This is a genomic window from Streptomyces sp. NPDC057543 (assembly GCF_042801895.1).
GTDB lineage: Bacteria > Actinomycetota > Actinomycetes > Streptomycetales > Streptomycetaceae > Streptomyces.
In genome coordinates this window covers 12,205-37,043 of record NZ_JBHVFF010000047.1, presented here as the reverse complement: position 1 = coordinate 37,043, position 24,839 = coordinate 12,205, and the positions used below count along the sequence as shown (strand labels likewise).

Genomic DNA, 24,839 nt, shown 5'->3' with positions numbered 1-24,839 from the left:
CCCGGCAGCCGTGCCGGGCTCCCGCCCTCCCGCCGTGCTGCCGGGATTGTCAGACCCGTACTTCACAATGGGAAGCCGGATCGACGAGCAGCGACATCACAGCCGCGCGACCGCATCGCACGACAGCCGCGCGGCGCACACCACCGGAAGGGCGGTGACCCATGACCGTATGGGACGACCTGGTCGGCCAGGACCGAGTGCAGAAGCAGCTCGGTGCCGCCGCCCGGGACGCCGATGCGCTGGTCACCGCCAACTCCACGGGGGAGCCGGTGCCCCCGGGGTCGAAGATGACCCATGCCTGGCTGTTCACCGGCCCACCGGGCTCCGGCCGTTCCACCGCAGCCCGCGCCTTCGCCGCCGCCCTCCAGTGCACCAGCCCCGACCGGGCCCTGGGCGGCGCACCGGGCTGTGGTTTCTGCGACGGCTGCCACACCAGCCTCATCGGTACCCACGCCGATGTCGAGGTAGTCCGTACCGATCTGCTCTCCATCGGTGTGAAGGAGACCCGCGAGCTGGTCCGCCGCGCGCAGCTCTCCCCGGCCGTCGGCCGCTGGCAGGTCATCGTCCTGGAGGACGCCGACCGGCTCACCGAAGGCGCGGGGAACGTCCTGCTGAAAGCGGTCGAGGAGCCCGCGCCGCGCACGGTGTGGCTGCTCTGCGCTCCCTCCCTCGAAGACGTGCTGCCCACCATCCGTTCCCGCTGCCGTCATCTCACCCTGCGCACGCCGCCGGTGGACGCCGTGGCCGACGTCCTGATCCGGCGCGACGGCATCGATCCGGAGCGGGCCGCGTCCGCCGCCCGTGCCACCCAGGGCCACATCGGCAGGGCCCGCCGCCTCGCCACCGACGAGGCGGCCCGATCCCGGCGTGCCGCGGTGCTCAAGCTGCCGCTGCGTGTCGAGGACATCGGCGGCTGCCTCAAGGCCGCGCAGGAGCTGATCGACACCGCCACCGATGACGCCAAGCAGGTCTCGGAGGAGGTCGATGCCAAGGAGACGGAGGAGATGAAGGCGGCGCTCGGCGCCGCCGCGGGTGGGCGGATGCCGCGCGGCACGGCCGGGGTGATGAAGGAGCTGGAGGACAGACAGAAGCGCCGCAAGACCCGTACCCAGCGCGACAGCCTCGATCTCGCGCTCACCGACCTGACCGGCTTCTACCGCGACGTACTGGCGATCCAGCTGGGCTCGCGCATCGCCATCGCCAACGCGGACGCACAGGACGCCCTCGACCGCATCGCCCGCTCCTCCACACCCGAGCGCACCCTGCGCCGGATAGAGGCGGTGACCGCCTGCCGTCGGGCGCTGGACCGCAATGTGGCCCCGCTGCTCGCGGTGGAGGCGATGACGATGGCGCTGCGCGCGGGCTGAGGCCAGGCAGCGCCGCCGCCGCCATCACTCGTCGACGCACGTCATCACTTATCGCCAAGTGTCACTTCCTGTCGTATTTTTTCATCCGTATGAGCGGTAAATCGGGTGAGCCGTCGCGTGACGACTACGCTCCGGGGATGGACACCAGGCGCCCGCTCCGCATCCTTGCCACCGCGCTCGGCACTGCCGGCCTCCTCATCTCCGGCTGCAGCAGCGGCAGTTCCACGAGTGCCTCACCGTCCGTCCCGTCCGCCGCATCCGTCCCCAGCGCGCTCAAGCCGTACTACGCGCAGCAGTTGAACTGGCGGGACTGCGGCGTCGAGGGGTTCCAGTGCGCGACGATGAAGGCACCCCTGGACTACGCGCAGCCGGACGGCGGTGACATCAAGCTGGCCGTGTCCCGCGCCAAGGCCACCGGACCCGGAAAGCGGATCGGCTCCCTCTTGGTGAATCCGGGCGGTCCCGGTGGTGCGGCCATCGGCTATCTCCAGAACTATGCGGCCGTCGGTTACCCCGCCCAGGTCCGGGCCCGCTACGACATGGTCGCCATCGACCCGCGCGGCGTGGACCGCAGTGAGCCCGTCGAGTGCCTCACCGGTCCGCAGATGGACGCCTACACCCAGGTCGACCAGACACCCGACAACGCCGGCGAGGTCGCCAGGCTGAGCGGCGCCTACAAGGAGTTCGCCAGCGGCTGCGAGCGCCACTCCGGCGAGATCCTGCCGCATGTCTCCACCGTCGAGACGGCACGGGACATGGACATGCTGCGCGCCCTGCTCGGTGACGAGAAACTGCACTACGTCGGGGCTTCGTACGGCACCTACCTCGGCGCGACGTACGCCGAGCTCTTCCCCGCCCGGGTCGGCCGCCTGGTCCTGGACGGGGCGATGGACCCGTCGCTCCCCGCCGTCGAAGTGAACCGTGACCAGACCGCGGGCTTCGAGACCGCGTTCCAGTCCTTCGCCGCCGACTGCCTCAAGAAGGCGGACTGTCCGCTCGGCACCACCTCCACCGCCGACGCGGCCACCCGCCTGAAGCAGCTCTTCGCCCAACTCGACGCCCGGCCGATCCCTACCGGCGACTCCCGCGAACTCACGGAATCCCTCGCCACGACGGGAGTCATCGCCGCGATGTACGACACGTCGGCCTGGCCCCAGCTTCGCGAGGCCCTCATCGGCGCCGAGAAGGGCGACGGCTCCGGCCTGCTCTCCCTGTCGGACAGTTACTACGAACGCGAACCGAACGGCACGTACGCGAACCTGATGTCCGCCAACGCCGCCGTGAACTGCCTGGACCTGCCCCCCGCCTTTGCCGACGCCGATGCGGCCGCCCGGGCGCTTCCGGGCTTCGAGAAGGCGTCCCCGGTCTTCGGCAGGACCTTCACCTGGGCCGCCCTGAACTGCGCCCACTGGCCGGTCCGGCCCACCGGCACCCCCCACCGCATCGAGGCGAAGGGCGCGGACCCGATCGTCGTGGTCGGCACCACCCGCGACCCGGCCACCCCGTACAAGTGGGCCGAATCCCTGGCCGGCCAGCTTTCCTCCGGCACCCTCCTCACCTACCGCGGCGACGGCCACACGGCCTACGGCCGCGGCAGCGACTGCATCGACACGGCGATCAACACCTACCTCCTGGACGGCACCCCGCCGAGCGAGGGCAAGCAGTGCTCCTGATCCCGACCGGCCCACCGCAGATCTGCCACAGACTTGCCACTGACCTGCGAAAACGGTCCGGAACCGGGCTGGTGCGGAGCACCCCCGGAAACTGTGTAGACTTGGCGACGCTGCTGATCGCACCATGGTGCGACAGGGCGTGCCGCCTTAGCTCAGTTGGCCAGAGCAACGCACTCGTAATGCGTAGGTCTCGGGTTCGAATCCCGAAGGCGGCTCTGTAGAAGCCTCAGGACTCACTCGCCGTGACCTGGGGCTTTTGCTTTTATTGGATGCGGCGCCGCCGTCGAGCGCGGGCCGCGCGAGTGTCGGCGGTCTCAGTTCTGGTCTCAGTGGGGCCAGGATCCGGCTCCGGGGGAGCGGGCACGAAGAACTCGCCCATACGCCTCATGGCGTCCTTCGACAGGTGGGAGCGCCCCTTCACGTACCGCCGGGTCTGACTGATCTGCGTGTGCCGAAGGATCTCCATGATCGTGGGCATGTCCACGCCCAGCTCGTTCAGGATCGTGCCGGCCGTGTGGCGACTGCCGTCGTACAGGCGGCGGTCGTCGATACCTGCTTCCCCGAGCAGTTCCTTGAACTCTTCGTAGTCGGCGCGTGGGTCAAGCGGGCGCCCATCCGGCCGTGAGAACACGACGTCGTGCTCCTGCCACAGCTCCCCACCGGCGGCCCGCATTGCCTCCTGCCGGGCCTTGTGGTCGTGAAGGAAGGGAATGAAGACAGGTGGAATCGGGACGGCGTTCCGGCTCTTCTTCGTCTTGGGGCGTGTGATGACGAGACCGCCCCCCTTGCGCTGCGGACACGCGCTCGCATGGCTCGTGCACGTCTTGGCGCAAGGCTTCGGACAACCGCGCTTGTAGCCCTTGTGCGTGGTGCAGGCCGGTGGGCAGGACTCGAAGCGGTGAAGGCGCGCGCCGCAGGTGTGAGCCTCGCCGCAGCCATGGCGCCAGGTGAGGCGCTGAAGCTGCCACTCAGGACGGAACAGCTCCGCCTCCAGGTCTACGTACGACCACCGCAGGCCGAGGGTCTCACCCTGCCTGAACCCCATGCCGACGCCCACGATCCACCGCATGAAGGTGGGACGCTTTGCGGCTGCTTCGAGGAACGCTTTGGCCTCTTCCTTGGTGAACGGATTGGCCTCCGTCTCGTCGACGCTCGGGGGGTCCACGAGGGTCGCGACGTTCTCGGCGATGAGTCGGCGGCGGTGGGCAATCTTGAGAGCACGCGACAGGATGCGATGCACCTTCACCACGTGGGAGGGGGCGTGTCCGGCGTCGAGCAGAGCCCGGTACATCCGTTCCAGGTGCTCGGGCTGCAGCTTGTCGATCCGGTGTTGGCCGACCCCCGGGATGATGTCGTTGCGAGTCTTGGACCAGTAGTCGTCCAGGGACCGCGGCTTGAGTTTCAGGCTCGCGATGTCAGTGACGTAGGTCTCCATCCACTTCGCTACGGGTCCAGAATGCGGCGGCCTTGTGATCGGTGCCGGCGGGGTGATGGTTGATCCAATCGAACCTGTCGCTTCGATCCAGAATAACCAGAATAAAATAAACGGGTATTCTGGCCGCATTCCATCGATCTCGCCAGTGAACTTCAGCGGGCCACGTTGCACTCTTCCCGGATATCTTGAACTGTGACGAGCGCTTAACTTGCACCCGGGCTGAGGCTGCTAGGAAATCTACATCGCCGTCCACGGCCATAGCGTCTTCGTCGGGCGAGGTCTCCTTAAATGGGAAGCCTGCCTGACTGAAAATCGTACGGACGTGCGCAACTCCGTAGCGTGCTTTGCATGCCTTCTCCCCAAGCACTGTCGCTGGCGGAAAGGTGTCGTCTGGCCGCGCCCCCGGGATGCTCGTCAGCCCATACTGACTGAGACTCAGGTCGCACGCCAGAGCACGGCTTCCCGACATCAACACTGGCGTACACCCAGAGACTTCGATGGACGTCGGTGCAGCCATTACCTCTCGTGACGAGTGCGTGGCCAGTGTCGCGAGCCGGAGGGCACGCGCGTACGGATCAGAGGGCTGAACGAGCCACACATGTGCCAGGTAGGGGCGGGAAACTGCGGTCGAAGGCTCTCAGGGACGAGCCAGTGAAGACTGCATGGCAGCCATCAGCTTTTGGCGGGCCTCCCGGAAGGCTCGCCGTACCTCTGCGCACTCAGGATCGTCACGCAGATGTCCGGCGATCACCGCGTCCCGGTAGAGGAGCAGTTGGTAGGCGGCATCCCTGGCGGACTGGGCCACCTCCGGTGTGGCCAGTAGCTCCAGTTGGTACTGCTTCGAGTGCACGCCGTGGGCCAAAATGCTGGCGCGGGCGAGCTGGGTCCGTTCATTCACTGGTAGGTGCCCCGATCGGCTGGCATCGCTTATGGCGTCGCGCGCCTCGGTCAGGGCCTCCAGGAACTGAGCAGAGACCGTGCGTAGGGTCTCTCTGTCCCGCTCGCCTGTGTCCCGTCGCCAACGCACCCGGTCTGTGGCGAGCGTGCTGCCCACCCCGATAACCGCGCCCACCGCCGTGGCAACTAAGGATGTCCACTCCATGGCCTGGAGACTACGAGTCCGCCGAGTCTGGCCGCCAGGGGCCCGGCCCACGGACGACCGTGAACCAGGACGAACGGGGCCGTGCAGAGTTGGAAAGCGTGCACCAACCAAACCGACGATTGGCCGGGGCGCGAGGGCCAAGCGGGGGGCCACCGGCAGCAGCCTTCCCCGTACTCCCGTGGACGACTACGGACAGAACCTTGCGCGTCATCCCAGGTCAAATGACAGACACACAAGGTCACTTGCGCACGTGATCGCGTTCGGGGCGAAGAGGTCGTCGACAGGTGCGCTCGGCCAACCTGGACGGCGACTCCCGCGGCGCCTAGGCGAAGCGCTAGTGCCGTGACCGGCAATGTTTGCCCCATGAAGAGCGTCGTCCGGTGCGTGCGATCGCAAGGCGGCCGGGAGCCCTTGTAGCGGAGCTACCAGGGCTTTTGGCCAACGCGGCGAGCGTGCGTGCTGGGCGGCGCGACGGGGCAAAGCTTGCCGGGAGGGGCACTAGATTCGCTCGGCTATCTCGGCGGACTGTCCTGGGGTGGGGTCTGCATGTCAGTTAGTCCACAGGTTCATGGTCCGCGTCTTCCTCCAGGTACTCCTGTTCCTCCACGTACTCCTGCTGTTCGCTCCAAGCATCGATTTGTTCCTGCACCAATCGCTGTTCCAGCTCCCGGAGCAGCGAGATCATGAGCATGATTGCGACGATGCAGTGCCCGTCGCTTAGGTGCTCAAGCGGCAGTCGATGAAGCGCGGCGTGTCGTGACAGGTTCTCCGGGATCGGATCGTCCCGCTCCGGAAAGTACGTGCTGAAAAGCGGCTCGATTGGCGCGAGTGCCACTTGCTCGTGATCGGGCCACCATTCCAGCAGGTCGCGGCCTGCCCGTTGCTTCAAGCCCTTGTACTTCTTGCTGCGGTCTACCCGCGATACTTCGTACATCAGGTCCTCTGCCGCAGCCAGGGCAAGGCACGCTGCCGCGAGGATGTGTCCGTCGTCCCAAGCGTCCAGGACGTAGGACGCGGACAGCGGATAGTCATAGGGTCACACTTCATCGAAGCCCGGAGCGTAGCGCTGTCGGCACGCGGCACGTATCTCATCCTTGGCAGCCACCAGGACAGCCAACTTGGCCTCATGACTTTCATCGGCGCGCACGAGGTCCCGGATCACACCTGCGGGCGGCACCCACGCCACCGGGATGCCGTGGTTCTTCGCCAGCAGATGTACCTGCTGAAGCGTCGCCCCCGAGCCCCACCAGTTCTCATACCTGACGCCTGAGTAGTGCGCCGGCATGCGTTGCTGCCCGTCGACGCTGGCGTCGTACAGGTCCCATTGGTGAGCGAACTCCAACACTTCTCGCAGTGTTACGGAACTCCGGCCAGCGAACGGGTCGAGGTAGGTCATGGCTGGCATGGTGCCCGAGACCGCATACGGTTGTTGCTCGTTTTCAGCTATCCGGATCACTGCCCGTGGCCAACTTGCGGCGAGGGAGTCGGCTCCACTCTGGCCCGGCGCTCTGACGTGGGGGCGATCACGCACCGGTCTCAGTTGTGGTCTCGATAGGCGACCGATCTGGAGCTGTCCGCCACCGTCCGTGACAGTACGAATCGCCCCCTGACCAGCTGTGGGGGCAGCACGGTGAACGGCGGCGGACCCTTGCGGACCGGGATCGGACAACTCGTAATGCCTAGGTCTCGGGTTCGAATCCCGAAAGCGGCTCATCTCAAACCCCAGGTCGGAAACGCTTCCGGCCTGGGGTTTTCTCGTTCAACGGACGCGACGGCGACGCCGGGAGCGGCTCGCACGCCTCCATTCTGGGCACGGCTTGGGGCAGCGAAGCCGAGTGGGAGAGCATCTTGATCATCCGGACGGCGGTAGCACAGCGTGAACGATACGTGATTGTTTGGTGACAGCATGCAACGTCGTTCTTGTGGGAACAGGAACGAGAACAAGGAGAAATGATGCGGAAGACACGCAAGCTCGCCGTCGTGATGCTCGCCGCCGTGGGCATGATCGGAGCCTCGGCTTCGATGGCCGCAGCCGACGGCGACATCACCGTCACCGGTAGTAATTGTAAATTTGCCCAGGGTGACGTCATCGTCCTCTATCAGGGCGGCTGCTCGGCCGTCAGCGGTGGTGGCTCCCTCGGTCCCGTGACCGTCTCCGACGGCAGCGAGAGGAACGCGACCCTGAAGGCCGATGGCACTAAGCCTGACGGCACTAAGCCTGACGATTCTTCTGCGGCTGCGGCTGCGGCTGCGGCTTCGGCTGCGTCCTCGGACGGCAGTTCGGCCGCCGCTGCGGCTTCGGCTGCGTCTGCGTCCTCGGACGGCAGTTCGGCCGCCGCCGCGGCTGCCGCCGCCTCGGCCGCCAGCGGTTCCTGACCCGGCGTCGAAGGCCCCGGAACTCGGCGGGGCCACTGAGTGAAGAGCGAGGGCGCGCACCCGTCGACGAAAGCGGGCTCGTCTGAGCGGGGAGTCGGCGGCGATCACGGTCGCACTCCCGGGTCGGTGGTGCATACCCCGCTGCGCAGGAGGCGGACGTAGCGGCCCAGCGAGGTCCGCTGAACCTGGTTCGTGCTGGCAGGACTACTCGACAGGGGAGGATTGCCATGCGCAAGCAGGACCTCTACAGCCAGGATCTGGCGACGCGCCGTGGCGCAAGAGCAGCCACAGCGTTTCAGACGGTGACTGCGTGGAGGTGGCCCACCTCCCAGTGAGCCGCCTTCCGTGCTGGCGTACGAGATGGCGGGTTCTGACCCTCTCTCGGTGCCCGCCAGGTCCACCCTGGCGGGCACGCTCGGAGGCAAACTGACTCATCGGACACCGCCCGGTCTCAGTTGCAGTCTCAATTGCCGCTCGTTCCAGGGGTGTCGGCCGTCGTCCATCGAGGTCGGGAAGCAGGGGCGAACCTCGGTTCGCGGACGCCCGCGGACGCCCCCGAACCAAGATCGGACAACTCGTAATGCGTAGGTCTCGGGTTCGAATCCCGAAGGCGGCTCGGATTAACCCCAGGACTCACTCGCCGTGACCTGGGGTTTTTCTTGTGCGCACGTTCGTCCGCTGCCGTGCGTGGCCAGGACGACCTGTGGGCGAGGACGGCCGGGGGTTCGACGGCCGGGGGCGTGGAGAACGGCTCGCCGTGCGGCCGACAGGGCCCTTCCCGGCGGATCGGTCAGGCGACGGCGTCGGGTTGACCGTGGATGGTGGTCGGGCCCGCGCAGAGGAAAATCGACGACTTCCTGTTCTTCGACGGGCTTTGCCCCGACACGCACGAGGAGCGCATGCCGACGGTTTCGTCCGCCTTCGGTGATTCGGTTTTCGCCCCGAAGAAAATTTCGTGTCCGTCGAGCTTTCCGCAGTAGTCCGGTCGTGGATGTTCTGCGTGATGCCGGTGGGTCGTTCGGGAACGGGTCCCGGCAGGGCGCGGCAGTCCGGGTGGTCGAGTGGTCCCTGCCCTGTCTCCCGGTTGACAGTTGGTGCCCTGGTGGGAGGGTTGAAGAGGTGGCGAGTCCCGCCCGGGGCAGACGCGTTGGGGTGGCCGGAGGGCCGGGCCCGGGCGCCGCGGTTCGGCCTGGGTGGATCTGGGCTCCGGGGGAGGGAAGGCCGTTCTTCATCCGTGCGAAGTCTGTGTTGCTTGCAGTGTTCCGCGCAGGATCTTTCGAAGCGGTGGGCGCGGGCGGCGCGATTGCTGAGTCTGCATCAATTGAATTTCGAAACGGAGCATGTTTCGAAATGAAGTGTGTGGAGGTAATTCCATGAAGGCGCTGGTGTATGACGGGCCGCGGTCGGTGAGCGTCAAGGAGGTGCCGGACGCGAGGATCGAACGGCCGACGGACGTGCTGGTGAAGATCACCTCGACGAACATCTGCGGGTCGGACCTGCATATGTATGAGGGGCGCACGGATATGGAGACGGGGCGTGTCCTGGGCCACGAGAACATGGGTGAGGTCGTCGAGGTCGGTGACGGTGTGGACCGGGTACGGGTCGGGGACCTGGTCTGTCTGCCGCTCAACATCAGTTGCGGTTTCTGCCGTAACTGCGACAGGGGGCTGACGGCGTTCTGTCTGACCACGCCCGTGGATCCGAAGATGGCCGGCGCCGCGTACGGCTTCGCGGGAATGGGCCCGTACAACGGCGGTCAGGCGGAACTCCTGCGGGTGCCGTACGGCGACTCCAACTGCCTGGTGCTGCCGGAAGAGGCGCGGGAGAAGCAGACCGACTATGTGATGCTGTCCGACGTCTTTCCGACCGGCTGGCACTGCACCGAACTCGCCGGTGTGCAGCCGGGCGAGACCGTCGTCATCTACGGCGCCGGACCCGTCGGCCTGATGGCGGCACTGTCGGCGAACCTGAAGAGCGCCGCCAAGGTGATGGTCGTGGACCGTCACCCGGACCGGTTGCGGCTGGCCGAGGAGATCGGTGCCATCCCCATCGACGACTCCAAGGCCTCACCGATCGACCAGATCAACGAGCACACCAACGGCCTGGGCGCGGACCGCGGGTGTGAGTGCGTGGGCTACCAGGCGCACGACGCGCAGGGGACGGAGCATCCGAACCTGACGCTGAACAACCTGGTCCACTCGGTGAAGTTCACCGGCACCATCGGCGTCGTCGGTGTTTTCATGCCGCACGACCCGGGCAGTCCGGACCAGCTGTACAAGAAGGACGGCGAGGTCGCCTTCGACTACGGCCTGTACTGGTTCAAGGGCCAGTCGATGGGCACGGGTCAGGCGAACGTGAAGGCCTACAACCGCCAGCTGTGCGCCCTGATCGAGCAGGGCAAGGCGAAGCCGTCGTGGATCGTCTCCCACGAGCTGCCGCTCGACCAGGCCCCGAACGGCTACCAGCACTACGACGCCCGCGACGACGGCTGGACCAAGGTCGTCCTCCACCCCGACGGCACCAGCTGAATCCGGCGCCCCGGCTGTTTGCCCCGGTGCCCGCTCCCGGGGCAAGCGGGCCGGTCGAGCGTGTACGCATCGGCGGGCCGTCCGGCCCGAACGGTCCGCTGCCCGAGGGGCGGCCGGCGGGCCGCGGAGTAGCCTGGATGTGTACGGCTCCCGGTGAGCCGGTTTTGGCCTGCGCATCGAAGGGGGCCGGTACCGTATGGACACCCTGGTCACTGTCGTGGTCGTCCTCGCGATGATCGCGATCGCAGCGTTCGTCATCCATCAGCTCAATGCCCGCCATCGGCATCAGCATCTGCCTCCGGCGCACTACGAACACGGGCTGGCCGCGTTCGGGGAGGAACCGGCTTCGGGGCGCTCTTCCCGGATTGCTCCGGAGTCCGGCGCGGGCGAACGACGGCAAGGTGGAGGAGCTGGTTCCGGGGAGGGCTCTGGCTCCGGTTCCGGTCCGGATCCCAGCTCGGGTTCCGGCTCGGGTTCCGGAGGGTGATCACTTCGCATCCGAGTACCGTTCCACCACCGCCGTCGTGAACGGAAACCGCACCGGCGTCTCACCGAAGGCGGTCCGCCCGGCCAGCTCACCGGCCGCCCGGATCGCCTCCACGACCGCCGCGGCCTCCTCCCGCGGGCAGTGCACGATCACCTCGTCATGCTGGAAGAAGACCAGCTCGGCCCGGAGGCCGGCGGAGCCGATCGCCCGGCGCAGAGCGGCCAGAAGCAGCAGCGCCCAGTCCGCTGCGCTGCCCTGCACCACGAAGTTACGGGTGAAGCGGCCCCGCGCCCGGGCGTTCGACGAGGCGTAACCAGGGGTGAACTCGCTATCGGCAGAGGGCTGGTCCGTGCTCTCCTGCGGGATGCCGGCCTCGTCGTCGTCCCCACTCCCGGCGGCGGGCGGACTGGTCCGGCCCAGCCACGTCCGTACGAGACGTCCCTCCTCGCCCGCTTTCGCCGCGTCGTCGACATAGGCCACGGCCAGGGGAAATCTTCGGCGCAGGGCGGCCAGGTTCTTCAGGCCGTCGCCCGAGGTCTGGCCGTAGACCGCGCCCAGCAGGGCGAGCTTGGCGTGCTCCCGGTCGCCTTGGAACGCCTGGTCCGACAGTGCCGTGTAGAGATCGCCGTCATGGCCGGCCACCTCCATCAGGCCGCGGTCGCGGGAGATCGCGGCCAGGACCCTGGGCTCCATCTGGTCGGCGTCCGCGACGACGAGGCGCCAGCCCTCGTCGGCGACGACCGCCTGCCGTATCACCTTGGGGATCTGCAGCGCCCCTCCGCCGTTGGTCGTCCAGCGGCCGCTGACGGTGCCGCCCGGCTGGTACTCGGGGCGGAAGCGGCCGTCGCGCACCCAGTCCTGGAGCCAGCTCCAGCCGTGCGCCGTCCAGATCCGGTACAGCTTCTTGTACTGGATGAGGGGTTCCACCGCCGGATGGTCCAGCTCCTCCAGCTCCCAGCGCCGGGTGGACTTCACCTTGATGCCGGCCTGCGCGAACGCCTTCACCACGTCGGCGGGGAGGTCGGGGCGGACCCGTCTGCCGAAGGCGGCCGACACCTCGTCGGCCAGCTCGGCCAGCCTGCGGGGCTCGCCGCCGCCCGCGTAGCGCTCGCCGAGCAGTTCCTGGAGCACCTCCCGGTGCACGTCCGCGCGCCAGGGGAGGCCGGACCGGTTCATCTCGGCGGCGACCAGCATGCCGGCCGATTCGGCGGCCGTCAGCAGGCGCATCCGGCCCGGGTGTGCGGTGGCGCCGTGGCGGCGGAGCTGCGCGGCGTACACCTGGAGCAGATCGTCGAAGGGCAGGTCCGTGCCGGACTGGGGCTCGAAGAGGGAGGACTGCGAGCCGGGCTCGGCGGAGCGGGGCGGGGGATCGGGGGGTACGGGGGCGTTGCGCAGGCGGGCGTGGGCGGCGGCTGCGGAGCGGGGTTCGCCGAGGCGGCCCTCGTGGGCGAGGAGCAGGGATTCGGCGACCTCGATGTCGTAACAGCGGGCCACGGGGACGCCGGCGGCGAGCAGGCGCGGGTAGATCTCGGCGGTGGACCGCCAGACCCAGCGTGTGACGTCCGGGCGGGAGCGGACGGCCTCCACGAGGTCGGGTTCGGTCAGGACCGGGGCGGTGGGCAGACCAGTGGGGTCCAGCGGGGCGAGGAGGGCGCCGCCGGTCTCTGTGGTGGCCAGAGCCCAACGTTCGGTCATGTCGCCGAGTCTGGCACCCGGCACTGACAGCGGACGGGAGGCGAGCGCGGGGCGTGGGAGGCGAAGGGGGCGGGAGGGGTGTTCGGTGCGGAGCAGTGCGAGTGGGGCGGAGTGGGGTGGGTCGCTGCAGGGCTTCACCCCACCCCGCACCCGGGAGGGCCGGAAGGCTGAGCACGCCGGGCGGGCCGGAGGCGGGACGTCAGGACTTGGCGTTCGTCGTCCAGGTGCCCAGGGAGATCTCGGCGGTGATGCCGGGACCGAAGCCGGCCATCAGGCCGCGGTGGCCGTCCAGGGCCGATGCCTCGTCGAACATGCGGCCGAGGGCGTCGAGCACCACCGCACTGGCGATGTTGCCGTACTCGGTGAGCGTGGCCCGGCTGAAGCGGAACGCTTCGGGCGGCACGTCGAGGAAGAGGCTCAGGTCGTCCAGGATGCGCGGGCCGCCCGCGTGGATGATGTAGAAGTCCAGCTTGCTGGCGTTCCACTGGTGCTCGTCCGCGACGGCTTTCAGCGCCGGAGCGAGGGGCTCCATGGTTCCGGGCACCCGCTTGTCGAGCTGGAAGTGGAACCCGGTGGAGCGGACCGCGTAGGAGATCCAGTCCTCGGTGTCCGGGATGACGAACGAGCCGTTGCGTTCCAGACGGACACCGGTGCCACCGTTGCCCCGGAGCACGACGGCGGCTATGCCGTCGCCGAACAGGCCGTTGGACAGCAGGGATCCGACGCTCAGATCGGTGGGCTGGTAACAGAGCGAGCAGAACTCGCAGGCGACGACCAGCACATTCGCGTCGGGGTACGCCGCGCAGAAGTCATGGGCCCGGTTCACGGCCGCGCCGCCCGCGGCACAGCCGAGTTGGGCGATCGGCAGCTGTCGCGTCTCCGGGCGGAAGCCCATCGCGCCGATGAGCCACGCCGTCGGCGGCGGCATCATGAAGCCGGTGCAGGAGACGTAGACGATCAAGTCGATCTGCTGCGGTTCCAGTTCGGCCGCGTCGAGTGCCCGGCGTACCACCGCCGGCACACGGGCCTTGGTGTGTTCCTCGTACGTGATGCTGCGGGCGTCGAAGCCCGGGTGCTGCAGCACCTTGTCGATAGGCTGGATCAGGTGCCGTTTCTGCACCCCGGTATGTTCGATCAAGCGAAGGACCAGGTCGATCTGCGGATGGTCGCCATGCAACCTTTGAGCCAGCTCGAGAGTTTCCTCGTTGGTGATGACGTACTCGGGAACCTCGATGGCCGGCTTGCAGAGAACCGCCATGGAACTCCTCCTAGCGGACTTGGTCCACACGGCCGGGCCCGGAACGATCACGGGGTGTCGACCGACGCGGGAGTGGTCACCACTGTTCCGTCACGCGCGGCGGCGCGCGAGACAGAGCTCTGGTGTACTCCTGCGCCGGGTTCGATACCCCTGGAGCGGGCGCGGACGGGCCGACCGTCGAAGACTGAGTTCTAGCCGTTCGTGGGCGGATGCTGATCCGCCACGGCTGGGTGGCCGTCGGGGATCACGCTACGGCAGAAGGATCAGGGCCGCACGTCGAACGGATCAGGGCCGTACGGCGGGCGGATCGGCGCGCAGGTCCGGCGGATCGTCGCGCATGCCGAGTCGACGCGACGACGGACAAAAGGCGTGCAAGAGGAGTGCAACAGGAGCGTAGGAGGAGTGCAAAAGAAGCGCAAAAGGGCGTCCGGCGCCCGGGATGGATCCGGGTTGCCGGGCGCCCTGCTGCGACGCATCATCGATGACAGTCACGAACCGTACGGTCCGCACGGTCCTTGCGCGGACCGCGCGGTGCACCCTGTCACCAGGTGACGGGCAGTTCGAGGGGATAGCGCCAGATCGACGTCTTGTTCCACCGCACTTCCTCGGCCGGCGTCGCCAGCTTCAGAGCGGGGAAGCGCTCCAGCAGGGTTCCGATGGCCACCTGGAGTTCCGTGGCGGCGAGCGGGGCGCCGAGACAGTGGTGTCCGCCCCAGCCGAACGTCATGTGGGACGGATTCTCGCGCAACAGATCCAGCTCGTCGGGCCGGTCGAACTTCCGGGGGTCGCGGTTGGCCGTCAGATAGGAGACGTGCACGATGTCCCCCTCCCGGATCAGTACCCCGCTCAGCTCCACGTCCTCCAAGGCGACCCGGGGGATGCCGACCCCCTTGCGGAACGGGATGAAGCGCAGCAGCTCCTCCATGGCCTGCGGGAGCATGCCGGGGCGGTTGCGCAGCATGGCGAGCTCGTCCGGCCTGGTGAGCAGCGTGTAGGCGATGTTGCCGATCTCGTACGTGGTGGTGTCCTGGCCGGTGATGAGCAGGACCATGGCCATCACGGTCAGTTCCTGGTCGTCGAGGATCTCGTCCCCGTCGCGCGCCGTGGCCAGCGCGCTGATCAGGTCGTCGCCGGGGTTCGCACGCCGCTCGGCCGTCAACTTCTGGAAGTAGGCGCGGAGATCGGCCTTGGCGCGTACCGCGGCGTCCTTGTTCTCGACAGTGGTGTCCATCATGGTCCGGGCGTGGGCGCGCAGTTGCGCGCGGTCGGCCTCGGGAATGTCGAGGACCTCGCAGATGGTGGTCAGGGGCAGCGGGGCCGCCAGATGCTCGAAGAGATCGGCGGGGGCACCGTGTTCCTCCATGCGGTCCAGCAGTTCGTCCACGACATGCTGGGTACGTACCTTCATGCGCTCCATATGGCGGGGCGCGAACCCCTTGGAGATCAGGCTGCGCAGCCGGCTGCTGCCCGGCGGGTCCATCACGTTGATCGCTTCGTCCTGAACGATCGGCTCAGGGGTCATGCGCGGGAAGTTCCGGCCGATGATGGCGCTCCGGCTGAAGCGCCGGTCGGTGGTCACCGTGCGCACGTCGTCGTAGCCGGTGACGAGCCACGCCTCGCCGTCGCCGTGCGGCAGCCGGATGCGGGAGACGGGTTCTTCGGTCATCAAGTGCCTGAGCACCGGGTCGAATTCGAGGGCCTCGGCATAGTCGAACGGGCAGTGCCGTGCGGCGACCGGTTCCATACGGAGCTCCAGAGGGGGATCTGACGGGCGGTTCGAGGAAGGTGCGGGCTGAACGGGACATGGGTGCCCGGTCACCCGCACGGGCACGCGCCACTTCGGGCCGATTGGTCCATATGCAGAACGGAATCGGCGGCCGGGGTCGCTGGACCGGCGCAAATCGGTCCGGCGACCCCGCTCTGCCGGTGCGGCGGGTTCGGCGCGTTCGCGGGGGTCGGCGTGAGGGCCGGTCTCAGCCGGACGGTGCGACGTTGGTGGCGTCCAACGCGGGGCGCACCGCGCGGGCGAGCTCGACGCCGTCGCCCACGGCCCAGAAGTGGGTGAAGAACAGGCGGGGGTCGTCCGCCAGGTGGTGGTTGTGCAGCTCGACGAGCTTGATCCCGCCGCGCCGCAATGCCTTCAGCGCGTTCTGTACCTCACCGGCGAGCATGACGCAGTCACCGCTGAGCGCGGCCCGGCCGCCGCCCAGCGGCTGGAAGTTGAGCGCACTGGTCGATCCCAGGCCGGGGGGGAGGATCAGATGCCCGTCCGCGATGGTCTCGCGGCGGACGAAGATGACCTTGTACAGCCCGTCCTCGGTGGAACCCTTCGCACCGAGCACCGCCTCCATCCCGGCGATGTCCAGGTCGACCGGGACCGGCGGGCCGGACGGCCGGGCGGGCGGGGTCCCGGTGCGGTCGAATCCGGCGCGCAGGCCGCGGGCCAGGGCCACCGCGTCGTGGCCGTGGGCGTGGGCGTGGGTCCACCAGATGTCGGGGGTCTGGGCGAGCAGGTGCTTGTGCAGTGCGGTCTGCTCGATTCCGTGTGCCTGCCAGGCGTCGATCACCTGCTGCAATTCGCGCTCGGTGACCACCACATCGCCCATCAGCATCGTGCTGCCGTCGGCGTAACGGACGAAGGCCACATGCGTGCCCAGCGCGAGTTCCGGCGTGACGACGACGCCGTCGGACACCACGTGGAGGTCCCGCCGGGGGAAGGCCGTGTGGTACGTCGTTCCGCGCAGCATGTTGCCGGTACGGCCCAGTGCCTTCGCCACGGCCGCCCAGTCCGCCAGGCCTGTCGGCACCGGCTTGACCCGCCTGCGGTGTCCCGGCCCGGGCATTCCGGCGGGGAGAGAGCATGCGGTGGCCGTCCCCGCGGCGGTCAGTACCGGTGCGAGTGCGGCCGCCGCCAGTACGCGTCGCCGCGATGTGATCGCCGGTGCGTGTGTGTCCTGCTGTCGTTCGCCAGTCATCACTTGATCGCCTCCATGGCGAGATGAAACCATGCGAAACCTGAACAAAAGGATGAAAGCGTATACGCCGTCAGCGCGTCGGGCTGGATGGACCAATCACGTTGTCGGACCGGTCCCGTACGGCCCGGCCGGGCCTCTCGCTCGCCGCTCGGCGCCGGTGGTTCAGCGCACCGGCGTCGAGCGGCACCGCACCGCTCCCGGCAGCAGCGCCGCCCCCACCGCGACCACCGCGCACACCCCGGCCGCACCAGCCACCAGCGGCCACTGCACCGACACCGTCACCGGTGCGGAGAGCGAGGCCAGCGCGGCACCGAGGCCCGCCAGGTTCACCGCGGTCACGGCCAGTCCGAGCAGCGCCCCGATCGCCACCGCGAACAGGGTCTCCCCGGCCACCACGGCCAGGACCAGGGACCGGGTGGCCCCGGCCAGCCGGAGCGCGTTCAGCTCCGAGGACCGTACGGACCCCGCCATCAGCATCGTGTTGGCGAGGGCGATCGCCGTGTACACCAGCGCGATCCCCAGGATCACGATCAGGCCGAGCCGGGTCTGCGGACCGGTACGCGGATGGGTCGCGGCCAGCCACTGCTCCGTCGACCGCACCGTGCCGCCGGTGTCGCGCAGGCGCGCGGTGACGGCGGCCAGGTCCGCGCCCGGTGAGAGCCGTACGTCGATCCGGTCCACCGGGGCCGCCGGGGCGTTCGCCCTCGTGACGTAGACCCCGTTGTTCCCCGTCCCGAGCGCCAGCACCGCCGCGATCCGCAACGCGGCCGGCCGCCCGTCGCCGAGCCACACCCGTACCGTCGCGCCCACCGTGTGCTGCTCCCACTCCTCGTTCACCAAGATCGAGCGGTCGTCCAGATCCCGGACGTCGCCCGCCACCACCGGTAGCCGCCCGACCGTCGCCAGGGCCTTCGCGTCGTCCACGGCGCGGGCCTCGGACGCGAGCAGAGAGGTGCCCTCCTCGCGCACGTACACGGCCGTCGAGGCGGACGCGGACACCGTGGCGCCGGGCACGGGCCGGACCTTCAACTCCTCGCCCGTCACGACCAGATCGGCCCGGGTGTGCGCACGTACCTCGGCCGCCTTCGCCGCCGACACCGTCGTCGCGGAGCCGGCCACCGAACCTGCCAGCGCCACCGTGATCAGTACCGGAGCCGCCACTGCGGCCGTACGCCGCAGCGATGCCGACACGTTGGCGGTCACCAGCATTCCGGTCGCCCCGGGCAGCCGGACCAGCCGGGTCAACGGGCGTACCAGCAGCGGCGTGAGGAGGGCGGCGGCCGTGATCAGGACCATCGGCTGGGTGGTGTACGTCTTCCGCTTCAGCAGCGCGGACGGGTCCGCGGCGAGGGACTTCGCCATCAGGAACGCGGCCCCCGCCAGCAGGGCGAAGCCCAGCAGCCGACGGGCCGGCGGCAGCACGCCCGTATCGACGTCGGCCTCGCGCAGCGCCTCGGCCGGGCCGATCCGGCCCGGCCGTCGCGACGCCGCCCAGACCCCCGCGAACGCCACGATGAGACCGGTCCAGAAGGCGGCGTGGAGCGGCCACGCGACCGGGCGGACGGTGAACCAGGACGGTGCCATCCCCTCGTCGACCAGCAGCCCGGCCAGTAGTGGCGCACCCCGCAGGCCCAGCGCACACCCCGCGGCCGAGGCGAGCGTGCCGACCACGGCGGCCTCGGTGAGCAGGAGCCGCCGGAGTTGGCCCGGCGTGGCGCCCGCCGTGCGCAGCAGCCCGAACTCGCGTCGGCGCAGTGCCACCGCGAAGGCGAAGGTCGACGCGACGACGAAGGCCGCGACGAAGGCGGTGACGCCGCCCGCTGTGCCGAGCAGGGCGTGCACGGTGACCAGCCCCTCGGCGTCCCGCGCCGCCGCCGGGTCGGCGCGGCTGCGGTCGTCCCCGGTCAGCACCAGGGCGCGGTCGCCGACGACCCGGCGCACCTCGTCGACGGGCGCGTCCACACCCACGGCGTCCGGGCCGCCCCGCGCGCTGTTCCCGTCGTCCCGCGTCACCGGGCCGAGCGCCCGTAGGTCGCGCAGGAGTTCGATGTCCACAGGGTGTGGATGAGCGAGCCTGTGGCTGACCCGGTCCGTGGACGGCCCGCGCCGCACCTCCACGGTCAGGGTGTCGTCGCCCATCACCACCACCGGAACTCCGGCGAACCGCTGCGGCGCCCGCTCCGGAGCGCCGAGGGTCGAGGCGAGGCCGAGCCCCATGACCGCGATCAGCCCCACGCCCAACGCGAGCGCGACGAAGGTGCCGATGAGGGTGGTCCAGCGGGTACGCAGGGTGGCCAGGGCGACGGTCAGCACGGCGCGCCCTCCGCGTGGTCGTTGATCGCCCCGCGGCCCGAGTGGCCGAGGGCGTCCGTGTCCGAGCGTCCGGTGCGACCGACGATGTCCGCGCCACTCGCCCGACCGAGGACGTCCACGTCCGCGGTCGGGCGGTGGGCCCCTGCGGCGCCTCCGGAAGATCTCGTACACCCTGTACGCCCCCTCGCCATCCAGGCGGCGATCCGCTCGGCCGGCAGCCCGGTCAGGTCGTCCGCCACCCGCCCGTCGACCAGGAAGACCACCCGGTCGGCATGCGCCGCGGCCACCGGGTCATGGGTGACCATCACGATGGTCTGCCCGTCCCGGTCCACCAGCTCCCGCAGCATCACCAGCACCTCCTGGCTCGTCGCGGTGTCCAGCGCACCGGTCGGTTCGTCGCCGAAGAGCACTGCGGGCCGGGTGATCAGGGCCCGTGCCAGGGCCACCCGCTGCTGCTGGCCGCCGGACATCTCGGCGGGCCGGTGCCCCGCCCGGTCGGCCAGTCCGACCCGGGCCAGCGATTCCCGTACTTCGGTACGGGACGGGCTGCGGCCCGCGAGCCGCAGCGGCAGCGCGATGTTCTGGGCGGCGGTCAGCGAAGGGACCAGGTTGAACGCCTGGAAGACGAAGCCGATCCGGTCCCGGCGCAGCAGCGTCAGTCGGCGCTCGCTCAGCCCTGTCAGCTTCACCCCGCCCACCTCGACGGTGCCGGACGTCGGCCGGTCGAGCCCGGCCGCGCAGTGCAGCAGCGTGGACTTGCCGGAGCCGGACGGACCCATGACGGCGGTGAAGGTACCGGGGCGGACGGTGAGGTCGATGCCGGCGAGAGCCTCGACCGCACCGTAGGCGCGGCGTACGGAGCGAAGCCGTACGGCGTCGACGCCGCTCGCGGCCCCGGCGGGCTCGGAGAACGCGACGGACACGGCTGAAGCGGCGGACGCGTGCGGGGAAGTCATGTCCTCGAAAGTCATGTCCTCGATCGAACCGTTTCCGCGCCCCATGCTCACGACCACTCGGCCCCATACCCGGGGTGGGGCCAGCCCTACCCCGACACACTGTCCTGCCTACCCTGACCTCATGGAACCGGTGATCGACCAGGCATTCTCGGCAGCCCTCTACTCGGACGGCGACGCCGGTCTCGACACCGGAGCCTCCCTCCTGGCCGCCGACCCGACGGCCGACGCGGAACTCGTCCGGCGCGGCGAGGAGTTCGTCCGCCGGGCCTGGGCACGCGGCTGGCAGCCCGCCGATGTCGTACGCATCGTCCGCCGCGACCTCGACGAGAGCGCGGCCGGCCTCGTCGCCGGGCTGATCGCCTCGGAGACCGGGCGGTACGAGTCGCTGCCGCCCCGCTGGCGGTCGCAGCTCGACCTTCTTCCCGCCGCGCCGCCCCGGAACCGGCCGGACCGCTTCTCCTACGCCTCCGCCCTCCTCGGCCTGTACCGGCTGCTGCTCCGGCTCCCCGCCATCGAACCGGTCGGTCCGCCGCCCGGCACCTCCCCGCACGGGCTCCACCTGCCGCCCGCGCACGACGAACCCCGGATGCTGACCCGGATCCGCGCCCTGCTCGCCAAGGCGGAGGCGACCGGCTTCCCGGAAGAGGCGGAGGCCCTCACCACCAAGGCGCAGGAGCTGATGGCCCGGCACTCCATCGACGAGGCCCTGCTCGCCGCCCGTACCCACAGCAAGGAGGCGCCGGGCGCGTGCCGGATCGGGGTCGATGCCCCGTACGAGACGGCGAAGGCGATCCTGCTCGACGCGGTCGCCGCCGCGAACCGCTGCCGTGCGGTGTGGAACAGCGACCTCGGCTTCTCCACGGTGGTCGGCTTCGAGCCGGACCTGGAGGCCGCGGAGCTGCTGTACACCTCCCTGCTGGTCCAGGGCACGGCGGCGATGACGAGGGCGGAGGCGGGCCAGCGCGCCGGCGGGCGCAAGCGGACCAAGACGTTCCGGCAGTCCTTCCTGATGGCGTACGCCCAGCGCCTGGGCAGTCGGCTCGCCGCCGACACCGCCCGCGTCACCGCTGCCGCCGAAGCGGAGACGGAATCCGCGACCGGGACCGAACCCGGGGCCGAATCCGGGGCCGAATCCGGGGGATCCGCCACCCCGCATCTGCTCCCGGTCCTCGCCGCCCGCGACATGGCCGTCACCGACGCCGCCGAGCGGATGTTCCCCGAGACCACGACCACGCGCGTCCGGGGCGCCACCGACCTCGACGGATGGACCCATGGAACGGTCGCCGCGGACCGGGCGAGGACGGGCGGTGCCGGGCCGGGGATCCCCGGCAGGCGCGGGAAACGGTAGAAACGTCGAAAGCTATGAAAATTCCGGCAACTCTGGCTTATCGGTGATTCCGGCTAGGCTCTGGGCATGAGCTGGCTCCGGGCGCTGAAGGAGACGGCCCGCTCGGGGCTGAGGATCGAGCGACGGCGTCTCGAACCGCTCATCGCCATCCGCGGTGCGGCCGGGCTCGCCCTCGTCATCGGGATCGGCCTCGCGTTCTTCGGGCCCGTCGTCGCCGCGAGCTCCGCGTTCGGCGCGTTCCAGGCGGCCATCGCCACGTTCCAGCGCAGTTGGCGTCCCCGGCCCGTCCTCGCCCTGGTCTCCGGGGCGAGTCTCGCCGTATCGACGTTCCTCGGCTATCTGACCGGCTCCCGCATGCCGCTGTTCCTGGCCCTGCTGGTGCTCTGGACGTTCCTCGCGGGCCTGGCCTGGGCGGCGGGGCCGACGGGCGGCATCATCGCGTCGTCCAACGTGGCGATCATGCTGGTGACGGTCACCCTGCCCACCTCCGTCGCGAACTCGGCCGTGCACGCCGCGATGATCCTGTTCGGCGGTGTGGTGCAGGCGGTGCTGATCGTGCTGTTCCCGGTACGGAGATGGGGTGCCCAGCGCGATGCCCTCGCCGACGCCCTGGCCGCGGAGGCGGACTACGCCCGGCGGCTGCGCCACGACCCGCTCGCCGCCTTCGACCCGGTGCCGCTGATGACGGCTCGCAGCGCGGCCGCGGTCACCCCGCGGCAGGCCCGCCGCCGGCCGCCCGAACTGCGTGGCTCGCGCGGTGTCGCCGAGCGGATCAGGCCGGTGCTCGCCTCGCTCGCGGATCCGGCGATGGGTGTTCCGTCCGAAGGGCCGGAGCGGGACCGGGTCCGCGAGCTGCTCGCGGCCGCCGGATCCGTGCTCGACTCCGCGGCCCGCGCGATCCGCAACGGCGATCCGGTGAAGCTCTCCCCGGCCGCCGTCGCCGTGCTGCGGACCCCCGACACCGGCACCCTCCTCACCGGCCCGCCCCGCCGCGCCGCCGACCGGCTCGGCGCCTTGCTCTCCGACGTCATCGAGACGGCCGAGGGCGAGGGGACCAAGGAGGAACAGGCCGAGGCCGAGGCGGCGGCGGAGGCGATCAAGGCCACCGGGGAGGAACCGCCCGCCGCCCCGCACCGCCGCCGGCCCACCCTCGCGCGGCTGATCCCCGTCGTCATGAAGGCGATGCGCGCCGAACTGCGCCCCGGTTCACCGATCCTGCGGCACGCCGTCCGGGTCTCCGTGGTCGCCGCGGTCGGCTATCTCATCGGCACCGCACTGCCGTTCGGCCACGGCTACTGGGCGCCCATGGCGGCGGTGATGGTGATGCGTCCGGAGTTCTCCCAGACGTACGGGCGTTCCGTGGCCCGCTTCGGCGGCACGATCGTCGGCGTCTCGCTCGCCACCGCGATCGTCCAGATCACCAACCCCGGTGTGACCCCGGCCGCGGTGCTCTCCGTGCTCTGCGCCCTGCTGATGTATCTCCTGATGCGCACCGGATACGTCGTCGGCCAGGCGTGCGTCTCCGCGTACGTCGTCTTCCTGCTCGGCATGGCGGGCGACAACTGGTCGCAGACCGTGCTCGAACGCGTCGTCCTCACCCTCGTCGGCGGCCTCCTCGCGATGATCTCGTACGCCGCCTACCCGGCCTGGGAGACCCCGCGGCTTCGCGGCAGGCTCGGCGACTGGCTGAAGACGGACGGGCGGTACGCCGCCTCGGTCGTCGATCAGTACGCCGACCCGGCCGAGCGCGGCCACGACGACGTCCGTGCCGCCCTGCTCGACACCCGCGAGGCCCGTGTCGCCTGGCAGGAGGCACTGGCCACCGCCCAACACGAACCGGTGCGCAACCGCGGCCTCTCCCGCGCCGCCGCCGCCGACACCCAGCACGCCCTCGCGCAGTTCGGCCGGGTCGCGATGCTGTTGGAGGCTCACCTTCCGTGCGGCGGCGCCACCCCCGTACCGGCCGCCGCGCGCCTGGCCGAGGCGCTGCGCCGGGCCACCGAACAGGGCGCGAAGGAGGTACGGGAGCGGCGCGTACCGGACTGGGCGGAGGTGCGGGAGGCGCTGGCACAGTGGGATGCGCTGCAGCGGACGGGTGCGGGGGAGGCGGCCCCGTTCGTGCGGAACGGGGTCGGCCTCCTCCTCGAAGCCCTGGACGAGTTCTCCCGTGGGCTGGACGGCACGCCGAAACCAAAACCGAAACAGAAGCCGAAACAAAAGCCGGATCCGAACCCGTAACCGAACCCGCCCTTGGATCAAGTGGATTGAGGATCGAGCGAAGGCAGGCGGCGCGGCCGGCCGTCAGGGAGTCGGCAGGTCCGGCAGCCCCGACGGGATCGCTCCCGGGGCGGTCTTGACCAGGGTGTCCTTCGTCCCGCTGTCCCAGGACACGACGACGGTCTTGCCGTCGTTGGACTCGATGGCCCCCGTCGTGCGCCGGGTGTCGCCGTCGGCGCACTTCAGCGTCAGCATCGCCTTGCCCATGTCCTGCACGGTGCCGGTGCAGGCTTGCTGCTCGGTGACGAGCACGGCCTTCCCGGACGCGACGGACAGGATCACCGCCTTGCCGTCGGTCTTCCCGGCCCAACCGCCCTCCAGTGCGGCGGTACCGGCCCCGGAATCGCCGCCTCCGCCGGTGCTGCCGCTCTCGGCGGGAGCCTGGCTGGACTTCGCGGCGTCGGCGTCCTTGCCCGAGTCGCTCTTCTCGCTGTCACCGCTGCAGCCGGTCAGTGCGACGGCGGTGACGATTCCGGCGACGACCACGACGCCGGTTCGTAGGACTTTGCGCATGTGGAATTCCCCCTTGTCGACGAAAGACCGCGCCAAGCTACCAGCGCGCGGCTCCGGGATGGAGGGCCCGACTCTGGGTAGACGCAGCCGGGTGGAGCCGAACAGACAACCCGTACGTCTATCTCTGCGTCCAAACCTGTAATCGCAATGCTGTAACCACGGGAACACCCCGCGTGCACGTGCATCCGCGCATGCATCTGCTCATGCAGGGATATTTGAACAGAGCTATGATCCGAGACAGTTGACACTTGCACCTTGCAACTCGGGGAGCGTCCTGTGCACCACGTGTACAACGGCATGGCGGCCACAGAGCTTCGCGGAGTCGTCTGGCAGAAGAGCAGACACAGCAACTCCCAGGGATCCTGCGTGGAGTTCGCGAAACTGCCCGGCGGGGATGTGGCGATGCGGAATTCGCGCCACCCCGACGGGCCGGCCCTGGTCTATACGCCGGCCGAGATAGAGGCGTTGTTGCTAGGAGTGAAGGACGGGGAGTTCGACCACCTCATAGCGGGCGGCTGATCACATCCCACGGGCCG

Annotated in this window: 20 protein-coding genes, 1 tRNA gene and 1 pseudogene; 10 read left to right on the top strand and 12 right to left on the bottom strand. The window is 69.6% G+C overall.

What is annotated here, in order from left to right; genetic code table 11:
* The first annotated feature begins 161 nt into the window (after nt 1-161).
* The 3 genes from ACFU8Q_RS11260 to ACFU8Q_RS11250 all read left to right on the top strand — a co-directional run bounded on the left by ACFU8Q_RS11260 (nt 162) and on the right by ACFU8Q_RS11250 (nt 3,255).
* On the top strand, nt 162-1,367 hold the full coding sequence (locus ACFU8Q_RS11260) for a DNA polymerase III subunit delta' (protein ID WP_384451104.1): 1,206 nt from the start codon (nt 162-164) through the stop codon (nt 1,365-1,367).
* 137 nt (nt 1,368-1,504) lie between these two features.
* Nucleotides 1,505-3,040, top strand: coding sequence for an alpha/beta hydrolase (locus ACFU8Q_RS11255; RefSeq protein WP_384451101.1), 1,536 nt, complete (start codon nt 1,505-1,507; stop codon nt 3,038-3,040).
* Between the two features lie 141 nt (nt 3,041-3,181).
* Nucleotides 3,182-3,255 (top strand) — tRNA-Thr (locus ACFU8Q_RS11250).
* 47 nt (nt 3,256-3,302) lie between these two features.
* On the opposite strand, the gene ACFU8Q_RS11245 is transcribed toward ACFU8Q_RS11250, so the two are convergent.
* The 5 genes and pseudogenes from ACFU8Q_RS11245 to ACFU8Q_RS11225 form a co-directional block, all read right to left on the bottom strand.
* Nucleotides 3,303-4,646, bottom strand: a complete 1,344-nt coding sequence (locus ACFU8Q_RS11245) for a tyrosine-type recombinase/integrase (protein WP_384451099.1) — start codon at nt 4,644-4,646, stop codon at nt 3,303-3,305.
* A pseudogene (locus tag ACFU8Q_RS11240) lies at nt 4,603-4,944 on the bottom strand (hypothetical protein); the annotation flags it as partial. The gene ACFU8Q_RS11245 and the pseudogene ACFU8Q_RS11240, both read right to left, overlap by 44 nt.
* Nucleotides 4,945-5,112: 168 nt before the next feature.
* Nucleotides 5,113-5,577, bottom strand: a complete 465-nt coding sequence (locus ACFU8Q_RS11235; RefSeq protein WP_384451096.1) for a hypothetical protein — start codon at nt 5,575-5,577, stop codon at nt 5,113-5,115.
* A gap of 553 nt (nt 5,578-6,130) precedes the next feature.
* The gene (locus ACFU8Q_RS11230; protein ID WP_384451094.1) at nt 6,131-6,511 is read right to left on the bottom strand and encodes a hypothetical protein; all 381 of its coding nucleotides are present in this window, start codon (nt 6,509-6,511) and stop codon (nt 6,131-6,133) included.
* 102 nt (nt 6,512-6,613) lie between these two features.
* Nucleotides 6,614-6,973 (bottom strand): hypothetical protein, encoded by a 360-nt coding sequence (locus ACFU8Q_RS11225; protein ID WP_384451091.1) that lies wholly within the window; start codon nt 6,971-6,973, stop codon nt 6,614-6,616.
* A 557-nt stretch (nt 6,974-7,530) separates the two neighbouring features.
* Between ACFU8Q_RS11225 and ACFU8Q_RS11220 the strand changes: the two genes are divergently transcribed.
* The 4 genes from ACFU8Q_RS11220 to ACFU8Q_RS11205 all read left to right on the top strand — a co-directional run bounded on the left by ACFU8Q_RS11220 (nt 7,531) and on the right by ACFU8Q_RS11205 (nt 10,968).
* Nucleotides 7,531-7,953 (top strand): hypothetical protein, encoded by a 423-nt coding sequence (locus ACFU8Q_RS11220; RefSeq protein WP_384451088.1) that lies wholly within the window; start codon nt 7,531-7,533, stop codon nt 7,951-7,953.
* 82 nt (nt 7,954-8,035) lie between these two features.
* Nucleotides 8,036-8,383, top strand: coding sequence for a DUF397 domain-containing protein (locus ACFU8Q_RS11215; protein ID WP_384451106.1), 348 nt, complete (start codon nt 8,036-8,038; stop codon nt 8,381-8,383).
* A 943-nt stretch (nt 8,384-9,326) separates the two neighbouring features.
* Complete coding sequence (locus ACFU8Q_RS11210) at nt 9,327-10,481, top strand: glutathione-independent formaldehyde dehydrogenase (protein ID WP_384451085.1); 1,155 nt, start codon at nt 9,327-9,329, stop codon at nt 10,479-10,481.
* A gap of 196 nt (nt 10,482-10,677) precedes the next feature.
* Nucleotides 10,678-10,968, top strand: coding sequence for a hypothetical protein (locus ACFU8Q_RS11205; protein ID WP_384451082.1), 291 nt, complete (start codon nt 10,678-10,680; stop codon nt 10,966-10,968).
* On the opposite strand, the gene ACFU8Q_RS11200 is transcribed toward ACFU8Q_RS11205, so the two are convergent.
* The 6 genes from ACFU8Q_RS11200 to ACFU8Q_RS11175 all read right to left on the bottom strand — a co-directional run bounded on the left by ACFU8Q_RS11200 (nt 10,969) and on the right by ACFU8Q_RS11175 (nt 20,180).
* Entirely contained in the window at nt 10,969-12,663 is a 1,695-nt protein-coding gene (locus ACFU8Q_RS11200; protein WP_384451079.1) for a bifunctional 3'-5' exonuclease/DNA polymerase, read from the bottom strand. It lies immediately after the preceding gene.
* 199 nt (nt 12,664-12,862) lie between these two features.
* Nucleotides 12,863-13,921: a type III polyketide synthase gene (locus tag ACFU8Q_RS11195; RefSeq protein WP_384451076.1), complete on the bottom strand. Its 1,059-nt coding sequence runs from the start codon at nt 13,919-13,921 to the stop codon at nt 12,863-12,865.
* Between the two features lie 541 nt (nt 13,922-14,462).
* Complete coding sequence (locus ACFU8Q_RS11190) at nt 14,463-15,665, bottom strand: cytochrome P450 (protein WP_384451073.1); 1,203 nt, start codon at nt 15,663-15,665, stop codon at nt 14,463-14,465.
* A gap of 229 nt (nt 15,666-15,894) precedes the next feature.
* Nucleotides 15,895-16,896, bottom strand: a complete 1,002-nt coding sequence (locus tag ACFU8Q_RS11185) for a DUF1259 domain-containing protein (RefSeq protein WP_384451070.1) — start codon at nt 16,894-16,896, stop codon at nt 15,895-15,897.
* A 162-nt stretch (nt 16,897-17,058) separates the two neighbouring features.
* On the bottom strand, nt 17,059-19,209 hold the full coding sequence (locus ACFU8Q_RS11180; RefSeq protein ID WP_384451067.1) for an FtsX-like permease family protein: 2,151 nt from the start codon (nt 19,207-19,209) through the stop codon (nt 17,059-17,061).
* Nucleotides 19,203-20,180 (bottom strand): ABC transporter ATP-binding protein, encoded by a 978-nt coding sequence (locus ACFU8Q_RS11175; RefSeq protein WP_384451065.1) that lies wholly within the window; start codon nt 20,178-20,180, stop codon nt 19,203-19,205. Before ACFU8Q_RS11175 ends, ACFU8Q_RS11180 begins: the two co-directional genes overlap by 7 nt.
* A gap of 106 nt (nt 20,181-20,286) precedes the next feature.
* Between ACFU8Q_RS11175 and ACFU8Q_RS11170 the strand changes: the two genes are divergently transcribed.
* Nucleotides 20,287-21,513 (top strand): DUF2786 domain-containing protein, encoded by a 1,227-nt coding sequence (locus ACFU8Q_RS11170; RefSeq protein ID WP_384451062.1) that lies wholly within the window; start codon nt 20,287-20,289, stop codon nt 21,511-21,513.
* Between the two features lie 66 nt (nt 21,514-21,579).
* The gene (locus ACFU8Q_RS11165; protein WP_384451060.1) at nt 21,580-23,751 is read left to right on the top strand and encodes an FUSC family protein; all 2,172 of its coding nucleotides are present in this window, start codon (nt 21,580-21,582) and stop codon (nt 23,749-23,751) included.
* A gap of 63 nt (nt 23,752-23,814) precedes the next feature.
* On the opposite strand, the gene ACFU8Q_RS11160 is transcribed toward ACFU8Q_RS11165, so the two are convergent.
* Nucleotides 23,815-24,303 (bottom strand): hypothetical protein, encoded by a 489-nt coding sequence (locus ACFU8Q_RS11160; RefSeq protein WP_384451057.1) that lies wholly within the window; start codon nt 24,301-24,303, stop codon nt 23,815-23,817.
* A 276-nt stretch (nt 24,304-24,579) separates the two neighbouring features.
* Between ACFU8Q_RS11160 and ACFU8Q_RS11155 the strand changes: the two genes are divergently transcribed.
* The gene (locus tag ACFU8Q_RS11155) at nt 24,580-24,822 is read left to right on the top strand and encodes a DUF397 domain-containing protein (RefSeq protein ID WP_266746995.1); all 243 of its coding nucleotides are present in this window, start codon (nt 24,580-24,582) and stop codon (nt 24,820-24,822) included.
* Nucleotides 24,823-24,839: the final 17 nt, after the last annotated feature.